Origin of the sequence: Intrasporangium sp., assembly GCF_032907665.1 — a bacterium.
Classification (GTDB): Bacteria; Actinomycetota; Actinomycetes; order Actinomycetales; family Dermatophilaceae; genus Intrasporangium.
The window spans coordinates 1-16,015 of sequence record NZ_JAJJPG010000088.1 but is presented as its reverse complement, the minus strand read 5'-3'; the positions used below and the strand labels follow the sequence as shown (position 1 = coordinate 16,015).

Here is a 16,015-nt window from a genome sequence, read left to right as displayed (position 1 = left end):
CCGCGCGGGGGGCACCCGGTCGCCCACGCGGCGCTCCTGACCGCGCCCCACCCGTCGACCCGCGGCCCGACCTCGGACGGTCGTTGCCGCCCGAGCGGGGTGGTGTGCGGTCTGCCATCAGGGCTCCAGGGTCGACCGGTGGGGTCAGCCGTCGTAACGCGACACGTCGAAGCGCGGGAAGGCCCCCGCCCCGGCGTAGCTGCCGGCATCGTCGAGCTCCTCCTCGATGCGCAGGAGCTGGTTGTACTTGGCGACCCGCTCGGACCGCGCCGGCGCGCCGGTCTTGATCTGGCCACAGTTCGTCGCCACGGCGAGGTCGGCGATCGTCACGTCCTCGGTCTCGCCGGAGCGGTGGCTCATCATGCAGCGGTAGCCGTTGTGGTGCGCGAGGGCGACCGCGTCGAGCGTCTCCGTGAGCGTGCCGATCTGGTTGACCTTGACGAGCAGCGCGTTGGCGGTCCCCGTCGCGATCCCCCGGCCGAGGCGCTCGGGGTTGGTGACGAACAGGTCGTCGCCGACGAGCTGGACCCGGTCCCCGAGGCGCTCGGTGATGGCCTTCCAGCCGTCCCAGTCGTCCTCGTCGAGGGGGTCCTCGATGGACACCAGCGGGTACGACTCGACGAGCTCGGCGTAGTAGTCGATGAGCTCGCCGGCCGACGTGCTCGCTCCCTCGAACGCGTAGGCCCCGTCCCGGTGGAACTCGGACGCAGCCACGTCGAGCGCGAGGGCGACGTCGCGGCCCGGCACGTAGCCGGCGGCCCTGATGGCCTCGATGATGATGTCGAGCGCGGCCCGGTTGGACTCGAGGTTCGGGGCGAAGCCACCCTCGTCGCCGAGCCCGGTGGACAGGCCGCGGTCGTGGAGGACCTTCTTGAGGGCGTGGTAGACCTCCGCGCCCCAGCGAACCGCCTCCTTGAACGTCGGAGCCCCGATCGGGGCGACCATGAACTCCTGGATGTCGACATTCGTGTCGGCGTGCGAGCCGCCGTTGAGGATGTTCATCATCGGCACCGGCAGGACGTGGGCGTTCGGGCCGCCGACGTAGCGGAAGAGCGGGAGGCCGGCCGACTCCGCTGCCGCGTGGGCCACGGCCAGTGAGACCCCGAGGATCGCGTTGGCGCCGAGATTCTGCTTGGTGTCCGTCCCGTCGAGGGTCATCATCTCGCCGTCGACGAGGCGCTGCTCGCTCGCGTCGAAGCCGACGAGGCGGGGGTTGATCTGCTCGATGACGGCGTCGACGGCCTTCTCGACCCCCTTGCCGAGATAGCGCCCCTGGTCGCCGTCGCGCCGTTCGGATGCCTCGAACGCGCCGGTCGACGCCCCGGAGGGCACCGCGGCCCGCGCGAACGTGCCGTCGTCGAGACGGATCTCGACCTCGACGGTGGGGTTACCGCGCGAGTCGAGGATCTCGCGGGCGCCAATCTCCTCAATGGTGGCCACTGTTGCTCCTGTGGTCGGTCGAACCGGTCGGGCCGGGATGCTCGAGACGTACGTCCCGAGCGTAGCCCGTGGTCCTCGCGCTCACGGTGACCGACCCGGCATGCGGTCGCTCGGACGGAAGCGAGGATTCTCGCGGATTTCTTTGCCGTCGCCCGTGCGGGAGGGCATACTCTCTAGGGTTCGCCGTCGGGGGCAGAGCGTTCCGTCAACAGGGTCGACGCCGTCGTGCGTCGGGGTGGGTGTTTCGCGAGACATGGTCCAATCCGTGCACGATGCCGGTGTGATGCTTGACGTGGCGTCCCGTCCTGTGGTGCAGCCGCGCACCCAGCGGACGAGGAGCACCCGCATCCTCCAGCTCGGGCTGGCCTCCGGCGACCTCGTCGTCATCGTCGTCGCTACCGTCCTCGCCGTGGTCGGCCGCAGCCGCCTCACGATCTTCCGCGCGACCGATGACGTGACCGAGGTGGCGCAGTCCGTCGGCGTCTGGATCGTGCTGGCCTGGATGGTCGTCAACCTCGCCGTGGGCACGTACCAGCGCAGCCACCTCGGGGTGGGCACGACGGAGTACGCCAAGGTCCTCGCCGCGGCGGGGATGACCGCGGGCCTCATCGGGATCATCAGCTACCTGACGAAGTTCAACCTCTCGCGTGGCTTCTTCGTCCTGCTCTTCGTCGTCGGCGTGCCGTTGCTTCTCCTGTGGCGCTGGACGGCGCGCCGCCTCGTCCACCGACTGCACCTGCGGGGCCACCTGCTGACCAAGGTGCTCATCGCGGGCTCGGCCCACCACGTCGACGAGGTCGCAGCGGTCCTCGACCGCGAGTCCTGGCTCGGCTATCGCATCGTCGGTGCCCTGCTCCCGCCGACGCAGGCGCTCGGCGTCACCCCGCGGGGCGTGCCGGTGCTCGGCCTCAGCACCGACACCGCCCTGGCGACGCTGGACCACGAGGCGGACCTCGTCGTCTTCACCGAGGGCGCCTTCCAGTCGTCGACCGACTTCCGACGGATCGCCTGGGACCTCGAGGGACACCACGTCCAGATGGCCGTCGTGCCCAGCCTCAGCGACATCTCGTCGGGCCGCATCATGATGCGCCCCATCGGGGGTCTTCCCCTCGTCCACGTCGAGCAGCCGCAGAGCCTCGGCGCCAGCCGCGGCCTCAAGCGCACCTTCGACGTCGTCGGCGCCGGCGTGAGCCTGCTCCTCTGCTCGCCGATCATGCTCGCCGTGGCGGTCGCGATCAAGCTCCAGGACGGCGGCCCGGTTCTTTTCCGCCAGACGCGGGTCGGCCGGGACGGCGAGCTCTTCGAGTGCCTGAAGTTCCGGAGCATGGTCGTCGACGCGGAGGCCCGGCTGTCGGCGGTGACGCACCTCAAGCACGACCCCGAGCACGTCCTCTTCAAGGCCCAGACGGACCCACGCGTGACGCCAGTCGGCCGGTTCATCCGACGCTTCTCGATCGACGAGCTGCCTCAGCTCGCCAACGTCATCGCCGGCGAGATGAGCCTCGTCGGACCGCGTCCAGCGCTTCCGGCCGAGGTTCGGCGCTACTCCCCCGACGTCCAGCGGCGCCTGCACGTCCGCCCCGGCATGACCGGGCTGTGGCAGGTCTCCGGCCGCAGCGACCTGCCTTGGGAGGACACGGTTCGCCTCGACCTCTACTACGTCGACAACTGGTCGCTCGTGCAGGACCTGTCGATCGTCATCAAGACGATCCGGGCGGTGCTGAGCTCGCGCGGCGCCTACTGACGGCTGGGGTCACCGCCTCTCCTCGCCGCCGTATGCCGCCGAGCTCGCTCCCGCCGCCCGCCTCAGTCACTCGGTGCCGGGGACTCGCTCGCCTCCGCCAGCCGACGGAGGGTCTCGCGCAGGGCGCCCTCGGCGTCGACGCCCGACGACCGGGCCTCGCGCACCAGGGACAGCAGCTGCGCGCCGATGTCACCACCTGCCGCCGCCTCGTCGAGCTGGTGTGAACGGCCGGCCTTCTCGAGCCGGCTCACGTACCTGTCCGCGCGGGCGAGCGCGGGCAGGCTCATCGGCACCCCCTCGAGCGGGTGCAGTCGGTGCTCCTTCTCGGCGGCCTTGATCGTCTCCCAGTTGGCCTCGACGTCATCGGGTGTGTGGGCCTCGACATCACTGAACACGTGGGGATGCCTGCGGACGAGCTTCTCGACGAGTTCACCCGCCACGTCGTCGATGTCGAACGGCGCGGCCGGATCCTCTTCGGCGACGCGGGCATGGAAGGCGACCTGGAGGAGCAGGTCGCCGAGCTCCTCGCGGACGTGGCTCATGTCGCCGGACTCGAGGGCCTCGATCGCCTCATGAGCCTCCTCCAGGAGGTAGGGGGCGAGGCTCTCGTGGGTCTGCTGGGCGTCCCAGGGGCAGCCGCCCGGGGACCGGAGCCGATCCATGACAGCGACGACGTCGAGCAGACGCGCTCCGGGCAGGTCGAAGGAGCCGACGATGACCTCGACGTCGGGCGGCTCGGGTAGCCGGCTCACCTCGACGGCGATCGCCTCGTTGAGGCCGGGGTCGCCGTCGGCCGAACCGATCCAGACGACGGGGCCGGTGGCGCCGGCCGCCACGAGCTCACGCGCGAGGGTGGGCACGTCCGCGCGGTCTCGCGTCATCACCTCGATGCCTGCCTCGGCGATGGCCTCCGCCTGAGGTTCGTCGACAGCAGCCCACACGTGATCCGAGGCGGACAGTGCCGCCCAGGCGTCGCGGGTGAGCACCCCGGGCGCGACCCGGGGTGTCGTCACGAGCAGGACGACGCGTCGATCGTCGCGGCCGTCGTCGCTCGCCTGGTCGGTCATTCGATGGGTGTGCTGATCCAGTTCGGCCGCTTCTGGCCGATGGTGAAGAAGACCGGCCCTTCCTCGGAGCGGATGAGGTCGCCGTAGCGCGGGTTGACCGTGATGGCGGCCTTGTCGAGGTTGGCGCGGTAGCGAGCGACGTCGTCGTCGGTCATCTGGGCCGACTGGATCAGTGCGACGGCGGAGACGAACTCCTTCGTCGTCTCGGTCGCGTCGGGGATCGCGGCGATGGCGTTCGCGTAGGTCGCATCCGGCTGCCAGCTGCCCGACTCGCGGACGGCGTCGTGCAGGAGGGGCGACGCGACGAGCGCCGTGACGACGATGTTCTCGGGGAAGTCGAACTGGGCCTCGCGGAGCTGTCGCGCCGTCTCCTCGACCTCGTCCTCGTGGATGACCTGGCCGTTGACCACGGCGGCACCCTGCTGCCTGGTCTCGAACCCACAGCCTGTGAGCAGGGTGACGGCACTCAGCCCCACGAGAGCGGTCACTGCGACGCGCCTGGATGACCGGGCGCGGACCGACGTTGCCTTCACTTGACTCCTCCTCTGGCGGATCCGGGTGTCATCTTACGGGGCGGCTGACGCGGCGTGCGCCACCCCGGCGGCTGCACCGATGTCGTCGAGCAGGACGGCGGTGATCAGCTGTCGCGCCCAGGTGAGCACCTCGACATCGCGCAGGGGTTTGCCTCCCACTCGCGCGGTCATCGGCGCGGGCACGAGGATCGTGCCGAGGGCCTCCTTGACGATGGTGCCGGGGTAGAGCCGCATGAGGCGCAGCTCCTGGCTCTCGCGCAGGTCCTTGACCGGCCCGAAGCGCACGTGCCTGCCCTGCATGCCGATGTCCCCGATCCGGGCCTTGCGCGCGACGACGCGGAGGCGTGCGACCTCGAGGAGGTTCGCGACCGGCTCCGGCGGCGCTCCGTAGCGGTCGCGAAGCTCGGCCTCGATCTCGTCGACCGCGTCGAAGGACTCGACGGTCGCGAGCTTCTTGTAGGCCTCGAGGCGGAGGCGCTCGCCCGGCACGTAGTCGTGGGGCAGGTGCGCATCCACCGGCAGCTCGATCTTGATCTCGGCCGGCGCTGCCTCTCCCTCGCCGCGGAAGTCGGCGACGGCCTCGCCGATGAGCCGCACGTAGAGGTCGAATCCGACACCGGCGATGTGCCCGGACTGCTCACCGCCGAGGAGATTGCCGGCACCGCGGATCTCGAGGTCCTTCATCGCGACCTGCATCCCGGAGCCGAGGTCGGTGTGGCTCGCGATGGTCCGCAGCCGGTCGTGGGCGGTCTCCGTCAGGGGCTTCTCGGGCGGATAGAGGAAGTAGGCGTAGGCGCGCTCCCGTCCCCGGCCCACCCGGCCCCGCAGCTGGTGCAGCTGGGACAGGCCCAGCAGGTCGGCACGCTCGACGATGAGGGTGTTGGCGTTGGAGATGTCGAGGCCTGTTTCGACGATGGTCGTGCAGACGAGCACGTCGGAGCGCTTCTGCCAGAAGTCCTCGACAACCTGCTCGAGCCGGTGCTCGCCCATCTTGCCGTGAGCCGTGGTGATCCTCGCCTCGGGGACGAGCTCTCGCAGCCGGGCGGCGGCCCGCTCGATGCTGCTGACCTTGTTGTGGATGAAGAAGACCTGTCCCTCGCGGAGCAGCTCGCGCCGGATCGCCGCGGTGATCTGCTTCTCGTCGTAGGCGCCGACGAAGGTGAGCACGGGATGGCGCTCCTCGGGCGGCGTTGCCAGAGTGGACATCTCGCGGATCCCGGTGACGGCCATCTCCAGTGTCCGCGGGATGGGCGTGGCCGACATCGACAGCACGTCGACCGCGGTCCGCATGGTCTTGAGCAGCTCCTTGTGCTCCACGCCGAAACGCTGCTCCTCGTCGATGACGACGAGACCGAGGTCCTTGAATCGCACGTCCTTGGCGAGGAGCCGGTGCGTGCCGATGACGAGGTCGATCGTGCCGTCGGCCAGGCCCTCGAGGACCTCTTTGGCCTCCTTGTCCGACTGGAAGCGCGACAGCGCCTTGACCTTGACGGGGAACTGGGCGTAGCGCTCCGAGAACGTCTGGAAGTGCTGGCTCACCAAGAGGGTGGTCGGCACGAGGACGGCCACCTGCTTGCCGTCCTGGATCGCCTTGAAGGCGGCCCGCACGGCGATCTCGGTCTTGCCGTAGCCGACGTCGCCGCAGATGAGACGGTCCATGGGGACCTGTTTCTCCATGTCCGCCTTGACCTCGTCGATGCTCGAGAGCTGGTCGGGGGTCTCGACGTAGGCGAAGGCCTCCTCGAGCTCCCGCTGCCACGGGGAGTCGGACGAGAAGGCGTGACCCTTCGTGGCCTGGCGCGCGCTGTAGAGGCGGATGAGGTCCGCGGCGATCTGCTTGACGTAGCGCTTGGCCCGCGACTTGGTCTTGGTCCAGTCGGAGCCGCCCATCTTGTTCAGGGTCGGCTCCTCGCCCCCGACGTACTTCGTCACCTGGTCGAGCTGGTCGGTCGGGACGTACAAGCGGTCAGGCTGACTGTGCTTGGAGCGCCCCGACGGGGCGTACTCGATGACGAGGTACTCCCGGGTGGCACCCTGAACGGTCCGCTGCATCATCTCGACGAAACGGCCGACGCCGTGCTGCTCGTGGACGACGAAGTCACCCGGCCGGAGCTGGAGCGGGTCCACCTGGTTGCGCCGACGGGACGGCATGCGTCGCATGTCCTTCGTGGACGTGCCCCCGCCCGGCTGACCCGTCAGGTCCGTCTCCGTGATCACCTCGAGACGCGCCTGCTCGTGGACGAGACCCCGGCCCAGCGGCGCCGTGCACACGGTGACGATCCCCGGGGCGAGGTCGCCGTCGCTGAGCCGGCGCACCGGGACCTCCTCGTCGAGGAGCACCTCCTCGATGCGTTTCGCGAGACCGGGCCCCTCGGTGACGACCGCGACGCGCCAGCCCTCGGCCGTGCGGGCGCGCAGGTGGTCGACGGCCCGAGACGTGTCGCCCCGGAACGCGGCGGGGTCGGTCGTGCCGACAGTGAGTCGCGCGTCGACATCGTCCTCGACCTCGAGCTCCTCGTCCGCGGCGAAGGGGGTCAGGGTCCACCACGGCCGGTCGTGGGCGAGCGCATGGGATCGCACGTGCGCCAGCGTCCAGTACGACGCGGAGCCGAGCAGTGACTGGAGGTCGACCGGCACCTGGTTGCCGGCAGCCGCATTGGCCCAGCTCGCGTCGAGGAACTCCTCGCTCGTCGCGACGAGGTCATGGGCTCGACGTCGGATCCGCTCCGGGTCGGCGAGCAGGATGAGCGACTCGGCCGGCAGCACGTCGAGCACGGACTCCATGCCGTCGACGAGGGCGGGGGCGAGGGACTCCATGCCCTCGACGGCGATGCCCTCCGCGACCTTGGCCAGCATCTCCGAGACCCCGGGGAGCTGGTCGGCGAGGGCCCGAGCACGAGCCCGAACCTCCGGGGTGAGCAGGACCTCACGACACGGCGGAGCCCACAACCCGTGCTCGGCGATCTCGAGCGAGCGCTGGTCGGCGACCTTGAACCACCGCACCTCCTCGACCGTGTCGCCCCAGAACTCGATCCGGACCGGATGGTCCTCCGTCGGCGGGAAGACGTCGAGGATCCCGCCTCGCACGGCGAACTCACCGCGCCTCTCGACGAGGTCGGTCCGCGTGTAGGCGGCGGCGGACAGCGCGTCGACGACGTCCTCGAGGGGACGGTCGTCGCCTGCCTGCAGCCGGACCGGAACGAGCTCCCCGAGTCCTCTCGTGATGGGCTGGAGCACGGCCCGGATCGGCGCGACGATGACGGCGAGCGGGCCGTAGGTCGGGTCGCTCGGGTCGGGGTGCGCGACCCGTCGCAGGACCGCAAGACGGCGCCCCACCGTGTCGCTCCTCGGCGAGAGCCGCTCGTGAGGAAGCGTCTCCCAGCTCGGGAAGACCGCCACCTGCTCGCGGGGGAGGAAGACGCCGAGGGCCTCCGCGAGGTCCTCGGCCTCGCGCGTCGTGGCCGTGACGACGACCATGGGCGCCGGGGATCGTCGGCTGGGCGACTCGGCCGTGCCGTGGGCCAGGGCGGCCACGAGGAAGGGACGGGTGCCGTCGGACGCCGAGATGTCGACGAGGCGTGCGCGACCGACCTGCTCGAGGACGGCCTGGACGTCAGGAAGGGCCCGGAAGGCGGGCAGGAGAGCGTGAGGCATCAGGTCCCCCAGTCTAGGTGCGTCGGCACGCGTGACGTGCCGCCTGGGACGGGCCGCCAGACGTTGCGCAGCACGTGCTGCGCGCCGGACCGTCAGCGTGGTGCGTGGAAGCGCTGCTGTGCATCGACCAGTCCGACGTCCACGAGGGCCTCGACCGCGTCGGCGGCCTCGTCGAGCAGCAAGGGCAGCTCCGACCGCTCGTTCCGGGAGAAGTCCTTGAGGACGTACTCGGCCGGGTCCTGCCGCCCCGGAGGGCGGCCGATGCCGACGCGCACCCGCAGGTAGTCCTTCGTGCCGATCGACTGGCTGATCGAACGGAGGCCGTTGTGCCCGCCCTCGCCGCCGCCGCGCTTGAGGCGCACGAGTCCCGCCTCGATGTCGAGCTCGTCGTGCACGACGATGAGCCGATCGACCGGGATGTCGTAGTACTTCATCAGGGCGGCGACCGGCCCGCCGGAGACGTTCATGTAGGTGAGGGGGACGGCGAGGATGAGCTTCGGCCCGGGGACCCGCAGCCGTACCTCGGCGACCCGCGCCCTGGCCTTGTGTGTCTTGAACCCGGCCGTCCCACCGGCCTTGGACGTGCCCCGGCGGAACGCGACGCGGTCGACGACGAGCGAGCCGAGGTCATGACGGGAAGCCAGCTCGTCGACCACCATGGCGCCGACGTTGTGGCGGTTGGCGGCGTAGGCGGCCCCGGGGTTGCCGAGTCCGACGACGAGCCAGGTGTCCATGGCCTCCCTCGCTGGATCGTGCTGCCCACCGGCGCCTGGTCTGGTCGGCGCCGGTGGGCGGGTGGTCTCAGGACTCGGTGGTCTCGGCGGCCGGCTCGGCACTCTCGCCCTCGGAGGCAGCCTCGCCCTCCGGGGCCGCAGCCTCGGCGGCCGGGGCCTCCACGCCGACCTCGGCCTCTGCCTCGGCGAGCTCCGCCTCGAGAGCCTCCTCCGAGATGGCCTGCGTGACGTTGACGACGAGGGCCTCGGGGTCGGTGACGAGGGTCGATCCTTCGGGCAGCTCGACGGCGCCGGCGAGGATCTGGGTGCCCGCCTCGAGGCCCTCGACCGAGACGACGATGCTGTCCGGGATGTTCGTGGCGAGCGCCTCGAGCTGGAGGGTGTTGTGGTCGAGCGTGACAACCGTCTCCGGCGCCGCCGTGCCCTCGAGGTGCACGGACACGTCAACGGTGACCTTCTCGCCCTTGCGCACGACGACGAGGTCGACGTGCTCGATGACCGGCTTGATCGGGTCGCGCTGGACATCCTTGGCCAGGGCCAGCTGCTCCTTGCCGTCGACGACGATGGTGAGCAGGGCGTTCGTGTGCTTGAGCGCCTGGAAGGTGTCGTGCCCCGGGAGCGAGATGTGGACGGGCGCGGTGCCGTGGCCGTACATCACGGCGGGGATGTTGCCGGCGCGCCGGATCTTGCGGGCGGCGCCCTTGCCGAAGTCGGTGCGCTTCTCGGCGACGAGCTTGGTGGCGTCAGACACGGGAACTCCTGAAGTCTCGGGTGGTGAGCTGCGGTGTGGGCCTCGACGCGGGACGGTGCGCGGATGGCTGGCGGTCCGCACGCAGAGGCGGACCGGACCGGAGTCCAGGTTCCACCGCGTCGATCACGGACCTGCGGCTGACCTTGAGCTGACAGCCGCGCAGCGTCCCTCGCCGAGGCAACCCATCGATCCTACCGAGGGCCGCCGCCGTCACGAAATCGATATGGCCGTATGCCGCTGAGCTCGCCCCCCTCGCGCGCTCGCCCCCGTCGCGGCGCCCTCAGGAGCCGCGGTGAACCGGATCCGGGTTGAGGGCTCCGGTCGGGAGCAGCTCGGCGGCGTACTCCTCGTCGGCTGCCGCGTCGGCCGCCTCGGACTCCTCGGTACCGGCCGGAGGGCCGACCGGGGTGCCGAACCTCACCTCGTCTGCTCGAACGGCGACGAGACCGGCGACGATGAGCGCACCGCCGACGAGCTGGACCGGAGTCGGCAGCTCCGCGAGCACGAGCCAGGCGAAGAGCACCGCGAAGAGCACCTCCGACAGTGCGACGAAGGAGGCCACCTTCGCGCCGAGCAGGCGCACCGCCGCCACCCCGGTGACGTAGGCGAAGGCCGCGGCGACGAGGGAGATGACGAGGACCGGGACCCACCACGGGACCGCTGCGGAGCCGACGAGCACGGTGGACGCACCGCGGGTGGTGTCGAGCACGCCGGTCAGGGCGGCGAGCCACAGCACCGCGGCGCCGACGGTGAGGCCGGACCCGGCCAGGGCGATCGGCGGCAGCTGCTCGTCGACGCCCGCGGTGATGAGGAAGTAGAGAACGAGCAGCACCGCCGCGGTCAGCCCCCAGAGCACCCCGGCGACGCTGAGGCGCATACCGCCCATGACGTCGAGCACGAGCATGAGGCCGGCCATCGCGAGGACCACACCGATCACGGTCAGCCGGCGTGGCGCCTGCCGGTGCCGGAGCCAGAGCCAGCCGACGATGAGGACGGGAGCGAGGTACTCGAGCAGGAGGGCGACGCCGACGGACAGGTGGCTCACGGCGTAGAAGTAGGCGAGCTGGCACCCGGCGACCCCGGTGAGGCCGTAGCCGATGACGAGGCGGGCACTGCGCCGCAGGATCCCCCACCGCCCGCGGAGGACCCACAGAGTCGGGAGCAGGAGGACGAGCGCCGCCACCGTGATGCGGAGGGTGACCACGGCTCCCGGCGCCCAGCCGCCGATGAGCAGCGACTTGGCGAACGCGCCCGACGTCGCGAAGGCCGCCGACGATGCGAGCGCGGCACCGAGGCCGAGGAGTGGATGGCGGTGGCCCACGGAGGTCCTCCTGTCAGGAGCAAAGTCGGATTAGACTCATGACGGTAGCGATGGCCGATGTCAGGAGTCAATAGCGTGTTCACCCATGACGCCGAGGAGGCCCTGGTCTGGGGCGCCCAGCTGGTCAACACCATGCCCGGCTCCGCGCCCGGGGACAGCTCGCCCGACACTCTCACCCGGCTCGAGGACCTCGTGGCGTTCTTCGAGGGCCAGCCCTGGACCGGTCGCTTCGACCGCGACCACGCCGAGCTCGAAGCGGTCCGCGCCCTCCGGCCGAGACTGCGACGGTTCTGGGAGGCTGACGAGGCGGAGGTCGTCGCCCGCGTCAATGCCATGCTTCGGGAGGCGGGTGCGGTCCCCCAGCTCGTCGACCACGACGACCTGGGCTGGCACGTCCACGCGACGCCGCTCGATGCGCCTCTCGCCGAACGGATGGCCGTCGAGTTCGCCTTCGCGATGGTCGACGTCGTCCGGGCCGACGGCCTCGACCGGCTCCGGATCTGTGAGGGCGAGGACTGTGACGACGTCATCGTCGACCTGTCGCGGAACCGTTCTCGACGCTACTGCGACGGCGGGTGCGCCGCCCGCGCCCACACGGCTGCCTACCGGGCGCGCCGGGCCCAGCTCGAGGACGCCTGAGGGCGGTTCGGGGGGACGGCAGGACCCCAAGAGCACGTATGCCGCGGAGCCGGCTCAGCGGCATACGACATGGTTGCGCCCGGCGCCGACGGCCTTGGGGTCAGGCCCGGCCGTCGAAGAGCTTGGTGACCGAGCCGTCCTCGAAGACCTCGCGGATCGCCTGCGACACGAGCGGGGCGATCGGCTGCACGGTGAGCTTGTCGAAGCGCCGGTCCTCGGGTATCGGGAGCGTGTCGGTGACGACGACCTCGTCGACCTTGCACGCCTTGAGCCGATCGATCGCGGGTCCGGAGAGGATCGCGTGCGTCGCCGCGATGATGACGGCCTGCGCACCCTCCTCGATGAGTGCGTCGGCCGCCTTGGTGATCGTCCCAGCGGTGTCGATCATGTCGTCGACGAGCACGCAGACCCGGCCCTTGATCTCGCCGACGACGCGGTTGGCGACGACCTCGTTGGGACGGTTGATGTCGCGCGACTTGTGGATGAACGCGAGGGGCACGCCGCCGAGGCGCGTCGACCAGTCCTCGGCAACCTTGATCCGTCCGGCGTCCGGGGAGACCACGGCGAGGTCGAGGTGGCCGTACTTGTCGTTGACGTAGTCGGTGAGGATCGGCAGCGCCATGAGATGGTCGACCGGCCCGTCGAAGAAGCCCTGGATCTGCGCCGTGTGCAGGTCGACGGCCATGAGGCGGTCGGCGCCCGCCGTCTTGAAGAGGTCGGCCATGAGCCGGGCCGAGATCGGCTCGCGGCCACGGTGCTTCTTGTCCTGCCGGGCGTAGCCGTAGAAGGGCAGGACGACGGTGATCCGCTTGGCTGAGGCCCGCTTCAGCGCGTCGACCATGATGAGCTGCTCCATGATCCACTCGTTGATGGGCGACGTGTGGCTCTGGATGACGAAGGCGTCGCAGCCTCGCACGGACTCCTCATAGCGGACGTAGATCTCGCCGTTGGCGAAGTCGTACGCGCTCGTCGGGACGAGCTCGGTGCCGAGCTCCTTCGCGACCTCCTGGGCGAGCTGCGGGTGGGCCCGACCGGAGAAGACCATGAGGTGCTTCTCGGTGGTCTTGTTGATCGCGCTCATCGCTGCTCGTCCTTCGTGTCGGTGGCTGCGCGGGCGGCCTCGTCGGTCTTCGTGCCCGCACGGCGCCGGGCGACCCAACCGTCGATGTTGCGTTGCTGGGCCCGCGTGACGGCCAGCTGACCGGGCTCGACATCCGCCACGACCGCAGAGCCGGCGGCGACATACGTGCCCGCCCCGATGGTGCGCGGCGCGACGATGACCGAGTTGCTCCCGACGAAGCTCCACGCCCCGACGTTGGTGTGGCCCTTGGTGACGCCGTCGTAGTTGGCGAAGATCGTGCCGGCACCGATGTTGGCGCCCTCGCCGATGGTCGCGTCACCGCAGTAGGTCAGGTGCGGGACCTTCGCGCCCTCGCCGATGGCGGCGTTCTTCGTCTCGACGAAGGCCCCGATCTTGCCCTTGGCGCCGAGGTTCGTCCCGGGACGCAGGTAGGAGAACGGGCCCACTGTGGCCCCGGGGCCGACGAAGGCGAGCTCGGCCTGGCTGCGGACGACGCTCGCCCCGTCGCCCACCTCGACGTCCTTGAGGGTCGTGTCGGGGCCGATGACGCACTCGGCGCCGATCGTCGTCGCACCGTGGATCTGGGTGCCCGGGTGGATCACCGTGTCGGGGCCGATGGTGACGTCGGCGTCGATCCACGTCGTGGCCGGGTCGATGACGATGGCGCCCTCGCGCATGGCCTGCTCGACGGTCCGGCGGTTGAGCTCGGCGCCGAGGCGGGCGAGCTGGACCTTGTCGTTGACACCCTCCGTCTGCCAGAGGTCGGCGACGAGGTGGGCGTGGACACCGAGCCCCCGTCGGGTGCAGATGCCGACGACGTCGGTGAGGTACTTCTCGCCCTGCGCGTTGTCGGTCCCGACCTCGGTCAGCGCCTCACGGAGGAACGCGGCGTCGAAGGCGTAGATCCCGGAGTTGACCTCCCGGATCGCCAGCTGCTCGTCGGTGCAGTCCTTCTGCTCGACGATCGCCGTGACGACCCCGTCGGCGCGGCGCACGACCCGTCCGTAGCCGGTCGGGTCGTCCAGCGTCGCGGTGACGACGGTCACCGCATCGGTGGCCCGGTCGTGCACGGTGACCAGCTCGTCGAGCGTCTCGGAGGTGAGCAGGGGCACGTCGCCATAGGTGACGACGATGGTCCCGGTGAGGTCGTCCGGCAGGGTCTCGAGGGCGCACTCGACCGCGCGACCCGTGCCCTTGATGTCGTCCTGATCGACGATGACGGCGTCCTCGTCGTGCTCGGCGATGTGGGCGGCGACCCGGTCGCGCTCGTGCCGGACGACGACGGCGAGATGGAGCGGGTCGACCCCGCGCGCCGCTCTCAGCGCGTGCCCCACCAGGGAGCGCCCACCGATCGTGTGGAGGACCTTCGGGGTGGTGGACTTCATGCGCGTGCCCTCGCCGGCGGCGAGGACGATCACGGCGGTGGGCCGACGATCGCTCACGGGTGGCAGCTCCTCCTGGTCGGATGGCGTGCTCCCCCAGGTAGCTGTCCGGGGCGCCGCAGCCATGCTACTAGCGGCCTGCCACCCCCTCGCCCGGCCGGTTTCGGGGCCGTGTCGGACCTCACAGGCCGAGTCTGGTTCCCGTGTCGGCGACTCACGCGGGTTCGCCTGATCGTCGGCGGTTTGGCTGACATGTCAGCCAAACCGCCGCACACCCCGGGAACCTCGCGAATACCGCCCATCTGTGTCAGCGGGGACGCCCGCTCCCCGGGTAGGAGTCGAACCTACGTCGCTAGTCCTGATTCAAAGTCAGGCGGGCCCTGCCGACAGACCAACCGGGGATCGTCACCGACCGAAGCGGGACGCCCTCAGGGTAGTCCAGCAGCGCGACTGGTCCCGACCCGCCGTGGCACCGCGCCGAGTCCGCTCCGGACAGGCACAATGGGCCGGGTGACCCCAGACCCTGCCGCGGACGAACCCCGGTCCTCGCCGGGCCGGAGCCGCATGACCGGGCCCGAGCGCCGCGAGCAGCTCATCTCCGTGGGGCGCAGGGTCTTCGCCGACAAGGGCTTCGAGGCGGCGACCGTCGAGGAGATCGCGTCGCGGGCCAAGGTGTCCAAGCCGGTCGTCTACGAGCACTTCGGCGGCAAGGAAGGCCTCTACGCGGTCGTCGTCGATCGTGAGATCCAGCGCCTGCTCGGCGGGATCACGGCCGCACTGGAGGGCGGGGGCGGCGCACGACGCCTCCTCGAGCGTGCGACCCTGGCGCTGCTCGACTACATCGAGACCGATGCCGAGGGCTTCCGCATCCTCGTGCGGGACTCACCGCCCGGCCAGTCCACCGGCTCCTTCGCGAGTGTGCTCGGGGACGTCGCGTCGCGAGTGGAGCACTTGCTCGCGGTGGAATTCAAGCAGCGCGGTCTCGACCCGAAGTCGGCCCCGATCCACGCCCAGATGCTCGTGGGGATGGTGGCCCTGACGGGCCAGTGGTGGCAGGACCGGCGACGGTTCAAGAAGGAGCAGGTCGCGGCGCACCTGGTCAACCTCGCGTGGAACGGGTTGGCGGGCCTCGACCCCTCACCGACCCTCATCACCTCACGCGGCCGCTGAGCCGGCACCACCAGACCGTATGCCGCTGGGCTCATGCCGCTGGGCTCGGCGCCACCCGCGCCTCGCCGGTGGGGCGCCGAGCCAGGACCTCAGTCGAGCAGGAAGACCTGGGTGCGGGTCGCCCCGGTGGAGTCGGTGATGACGACCCTGATCGGTGCCGGTCCGTCGAGGCCTGACTGGCGGATCATCGCCTGGCCGTCCTCGCCAGCGCAGCGGAGGGTTGCTGGAGCGAGCCGCGTGCAGGTCCACGGGCTGTTGCGCAGGGCGAGCTCACCGCCGGCCGGAGTCGACACCTCGATGGTGACGGGCTCGTCCACCCCGGAGACGCGGAGCAGGAAGGTCGTGGACTCGCGCTGCTGGACCACGTGCACGGAGGCGATGGCCGGTGACACGTCGGCAGTCGTCGGCGGGGGTGGAGGTCGCGTCGTCACCTGTGGCGGGGGGGTCGGGCTCACGGGCGGGGGCGGGGGCGGGTAGGGGCATGGACGCCGCGCCCGAC

The 16,015-nt window shown here is 70.7% G+C and carries 13 protein-coding genes and 1 tRNA gene; 3 read left to right on the top strand and 11 right to left on the bottom strand.

What is annotated here, in order from left to right; translation table 11 throughout:
- Positions 1–144: 144 nt before the first annotated feature.
- Positions 145–1,440 (bottom strand): phosphopyruvate hydratase, encoded by a 1,296-nt coding sequence (gene eno / locus LOY02_RS13165; protein WP_317182814.1) that lies wholly within the window; start codon positions 1,438–1,440, stop codon positions 145–147.
- 283 nt (positions 1,441–1,723) lie between these two features.
- Here eno and LOY02_RS13160 point away from each other — a divergent pair, with 283 nt between their 5' ends.
- Positions 1,724–3,184, top strand: coding sequence for a sugar transferase (locus LOY02_RS13160; protein ID WP_317182816.1), 1,461 nt, complete (start codon positions 1,724–1,726; stop codon positions 3,182–3,184).
- Between the two features lie 62 nt (positions 3,185–3,246).
- Here the strand turns inward: LOY02_RS13160 and LOY02_RS13155 are convergent, their stop codons facing one another.
- The 6 genes from LOY02_RS13155 to LOY02_RS13130 form a co-directional block, all read right to left on the bottom strand.
- Positions 3,247–4,251: a MazG family protein gene (locus LOY02_RS13155; RefSeq protein WP_317182813.1), complete on the bottom strand. Its 1,005-nt coding sequence runs from the start codon at positions 4,249–4,251 to the stop codon at positions 3,247–3,249.
- A complete protein-coding gene (locus LOY02_RS13150; protein ID WP_317182812.1) occupies positions 4,248–4,784 on the bottom strand; it encodes a hypothetical protein in 537 nt (178 codons plus the stop codon). The genes LOY02_RS13155 and LOY02_RS13150 overlap by 4 nt, the downstream gene beginning before the upstream one ends.
- Before the next feature lie 33 nt (positions 4,785–4,817).
- Positions 4,818–8,438, bottom strand: coding sequence for a transcription-repair coupling factor (gene mfd, locus LOY02_RS13145; RefSeq protein WP_317182811.1), 3,621 nt, complete (start codon positions 8,436–8,438; stop codon positions 4,818–4,820).
- Between the two features lie 92 nt (positions 8,439–8,530).
- Positions 8,531–9,172, bottom strand: a complete 642-nt coding sequence (pth, locus tag LOY02_RS13140; protein ID WP_317182810.1) for an aminoacyl-tRNA hydrolase — start codon at positions 9,170–9,172, stop codon at positions 8,531–8,533.
- A 67-nt stretch (positions 9,173–9,239) separates the two neighbouring features.
- Positions 9,240–9,923 (bottom strand): 50S ribosomal protein L25/general stress protein Ctc, encoded by a 684-nt coding sequence (locus tag LOY02_RS13135; RefSeq protein WP_317182809.1) that lies wholly within the window; start codon positions 9,921–9,923, stop codon positions 9,240–9,242.
- A 280-nt stretch (positions 9,924–10,203) separates the two neighbouring features.
- Entirely contained in the window at positions 10,204–11,244 is a 1,041-nt protein-coding gene (locus tag LOY02_RS13130) for an EamA family transporter (RefSeq protein WP_317182808.1), read from the bottom strand.
- Positions 11,245–11,301: 57 nt separating this feature from the next.
- Between LOY02_RS13130 and LOY02_RS13125 the strand changes: the two genes are divergently transcribed.
- Positions 11,302–11,883 carry a CGNR zinc finger domain-containing protein gene (locus LOY02_RS13125; RefSeq protein WP_317182807.1) on the top strand — a complete coding sequence of 194 codons (582 nt, stop codon included), beginning with the start codon at positions 11,302–11,304 and terminating at the stop codon, positions 11,881–11,883.
- 100 nt (positions 11,884–11,983) lie between these two features.
- Here LOY02_RS13125 and LOY02_RS13120 read toward each other — a convergent pair whose 3' ends face one another.
- The 3 genes from LOY02_RS13120 to LOY02_RS13110 form a co-directional block, all read right to left on the bottom strand.
- Positions 11,984–12,964, bottom strand: a complete 981-nt coding sequence (locus tag LOY02_RS13120) for a ribose-phosphate diphosphokinase (protein ID WP_317182806.1) — start codon at positions 12,962–12,964, stop codon at positions 11,984–11,986.
- Positions 12,961–14,406 carry a bifunctional UDP-N-acetylglucosamine diphosphorylase/glucosamine-1-phosphate N-acetyltransferase GlmU gene (gene glmU / locus LOY02_RS13115; RefSeq protein ID WP_317182805.1) on the bottom strand — a complete coding sequence of 482 codons (1,446 nt, stop codon included), beginning with the start codon at positions 14,404–14,406 and terminating at the stop codon, positions 12,961–12,963. Before glmU ends, LOY02_RS13120 begins: the two co-directional genes overlap by 4 nt.
- A gap of 263 nt (positions 14,407–14,669) precedes the next feature.
- A tRNA-Gln gene (locus LOY02_RS13110) sits at positions 14,670–14,748 on the bottom strand.
- A gap of 162 nt (positions 14,749–14,910) precedes the next feature.
- On the opposite strand from LOY02_RS13110, the gene LOY02_RS13105 reads away from it, so the two are divergent.
- Positions 14,911–15,516, top strand: coding sequence for a TetR/AcrR family transcriptional regulator (locus LOY02_RS13105; RefSeq protein ID WP_317182815.1), 606 nt, complete (start codon positions 14,911–14,913; stop codon positions 15,514–15,516).
- Between the two features lie 89 nt (positions 15,517–15,605).
- Here LOY02_RS13105 and LOY02_RS13100 read toward each other — a convergent pair whose 3' ends face one another.
- Positions 15,606–15,908, bottom strand: a complete 303-nt coding sequence (locus LOY02_RS13100) for a hypothetical protein (protein ID WP_317182804.1) — start codon at positions 15,906–15,908, stop codon at positions 15,606–15,608.
- Between the last annotated feature and the right edge of the window lie 107 nt (positions 15,909–16,015).

Bases quoted from the DNA above. Each gene is read 5' to 3' on its own strand.
- LOY02_RS13160 (WP_317182816.1), top strand. From the start codon at position 1,724: ATGCTTGACGTGGCGTCCCGTCCTGTGGTGCAGCCGCGCACCCAGCGG.
- LOY02_RS13155 (WP_317182813.1), bottom strand. From the start codon at position 4,251: ATGACCGACCAGGCGAGCGACGACGGCCGCGACGATCGACGCGTCGTC.
- mfd (WP_317182811.1), bottom strand. From the start codon at position 8,438: ATGCCTCACGCTCTCCTGCCCGCCTTCCGGGCCCTTCCTGACGTCCAG.
- pth (WP_317182810.1), bottom strand. From the start codon at position 9,172: ATGGACACCTGGCTCGTCGTCGGACTCGGCAACCCCGGGGCCGCCTAC.
- LOY02_RS13125 (WP_317182807.1), top strand. From the start codon at position 11,302: ATGTCAGGAGTCAATAGCGTGTTCACCCATGACGCCGAGGAGGCCCTG.
- LOY02_RS13120 (WP_317182806.1), bottom strand. From the start codon at position 12,964: ATGAGCGCGATCAACAAGACCACCGAGAAGCACCTCATGGTCTTCTCC.
- LOY02_RS13105 (WP_317182815.1), top strand. From the start codon at position 14,911: ATGACCGGGCCCGAGCGCCGCGAGCAGCTCATCTCCGTGGGGCGCAGG.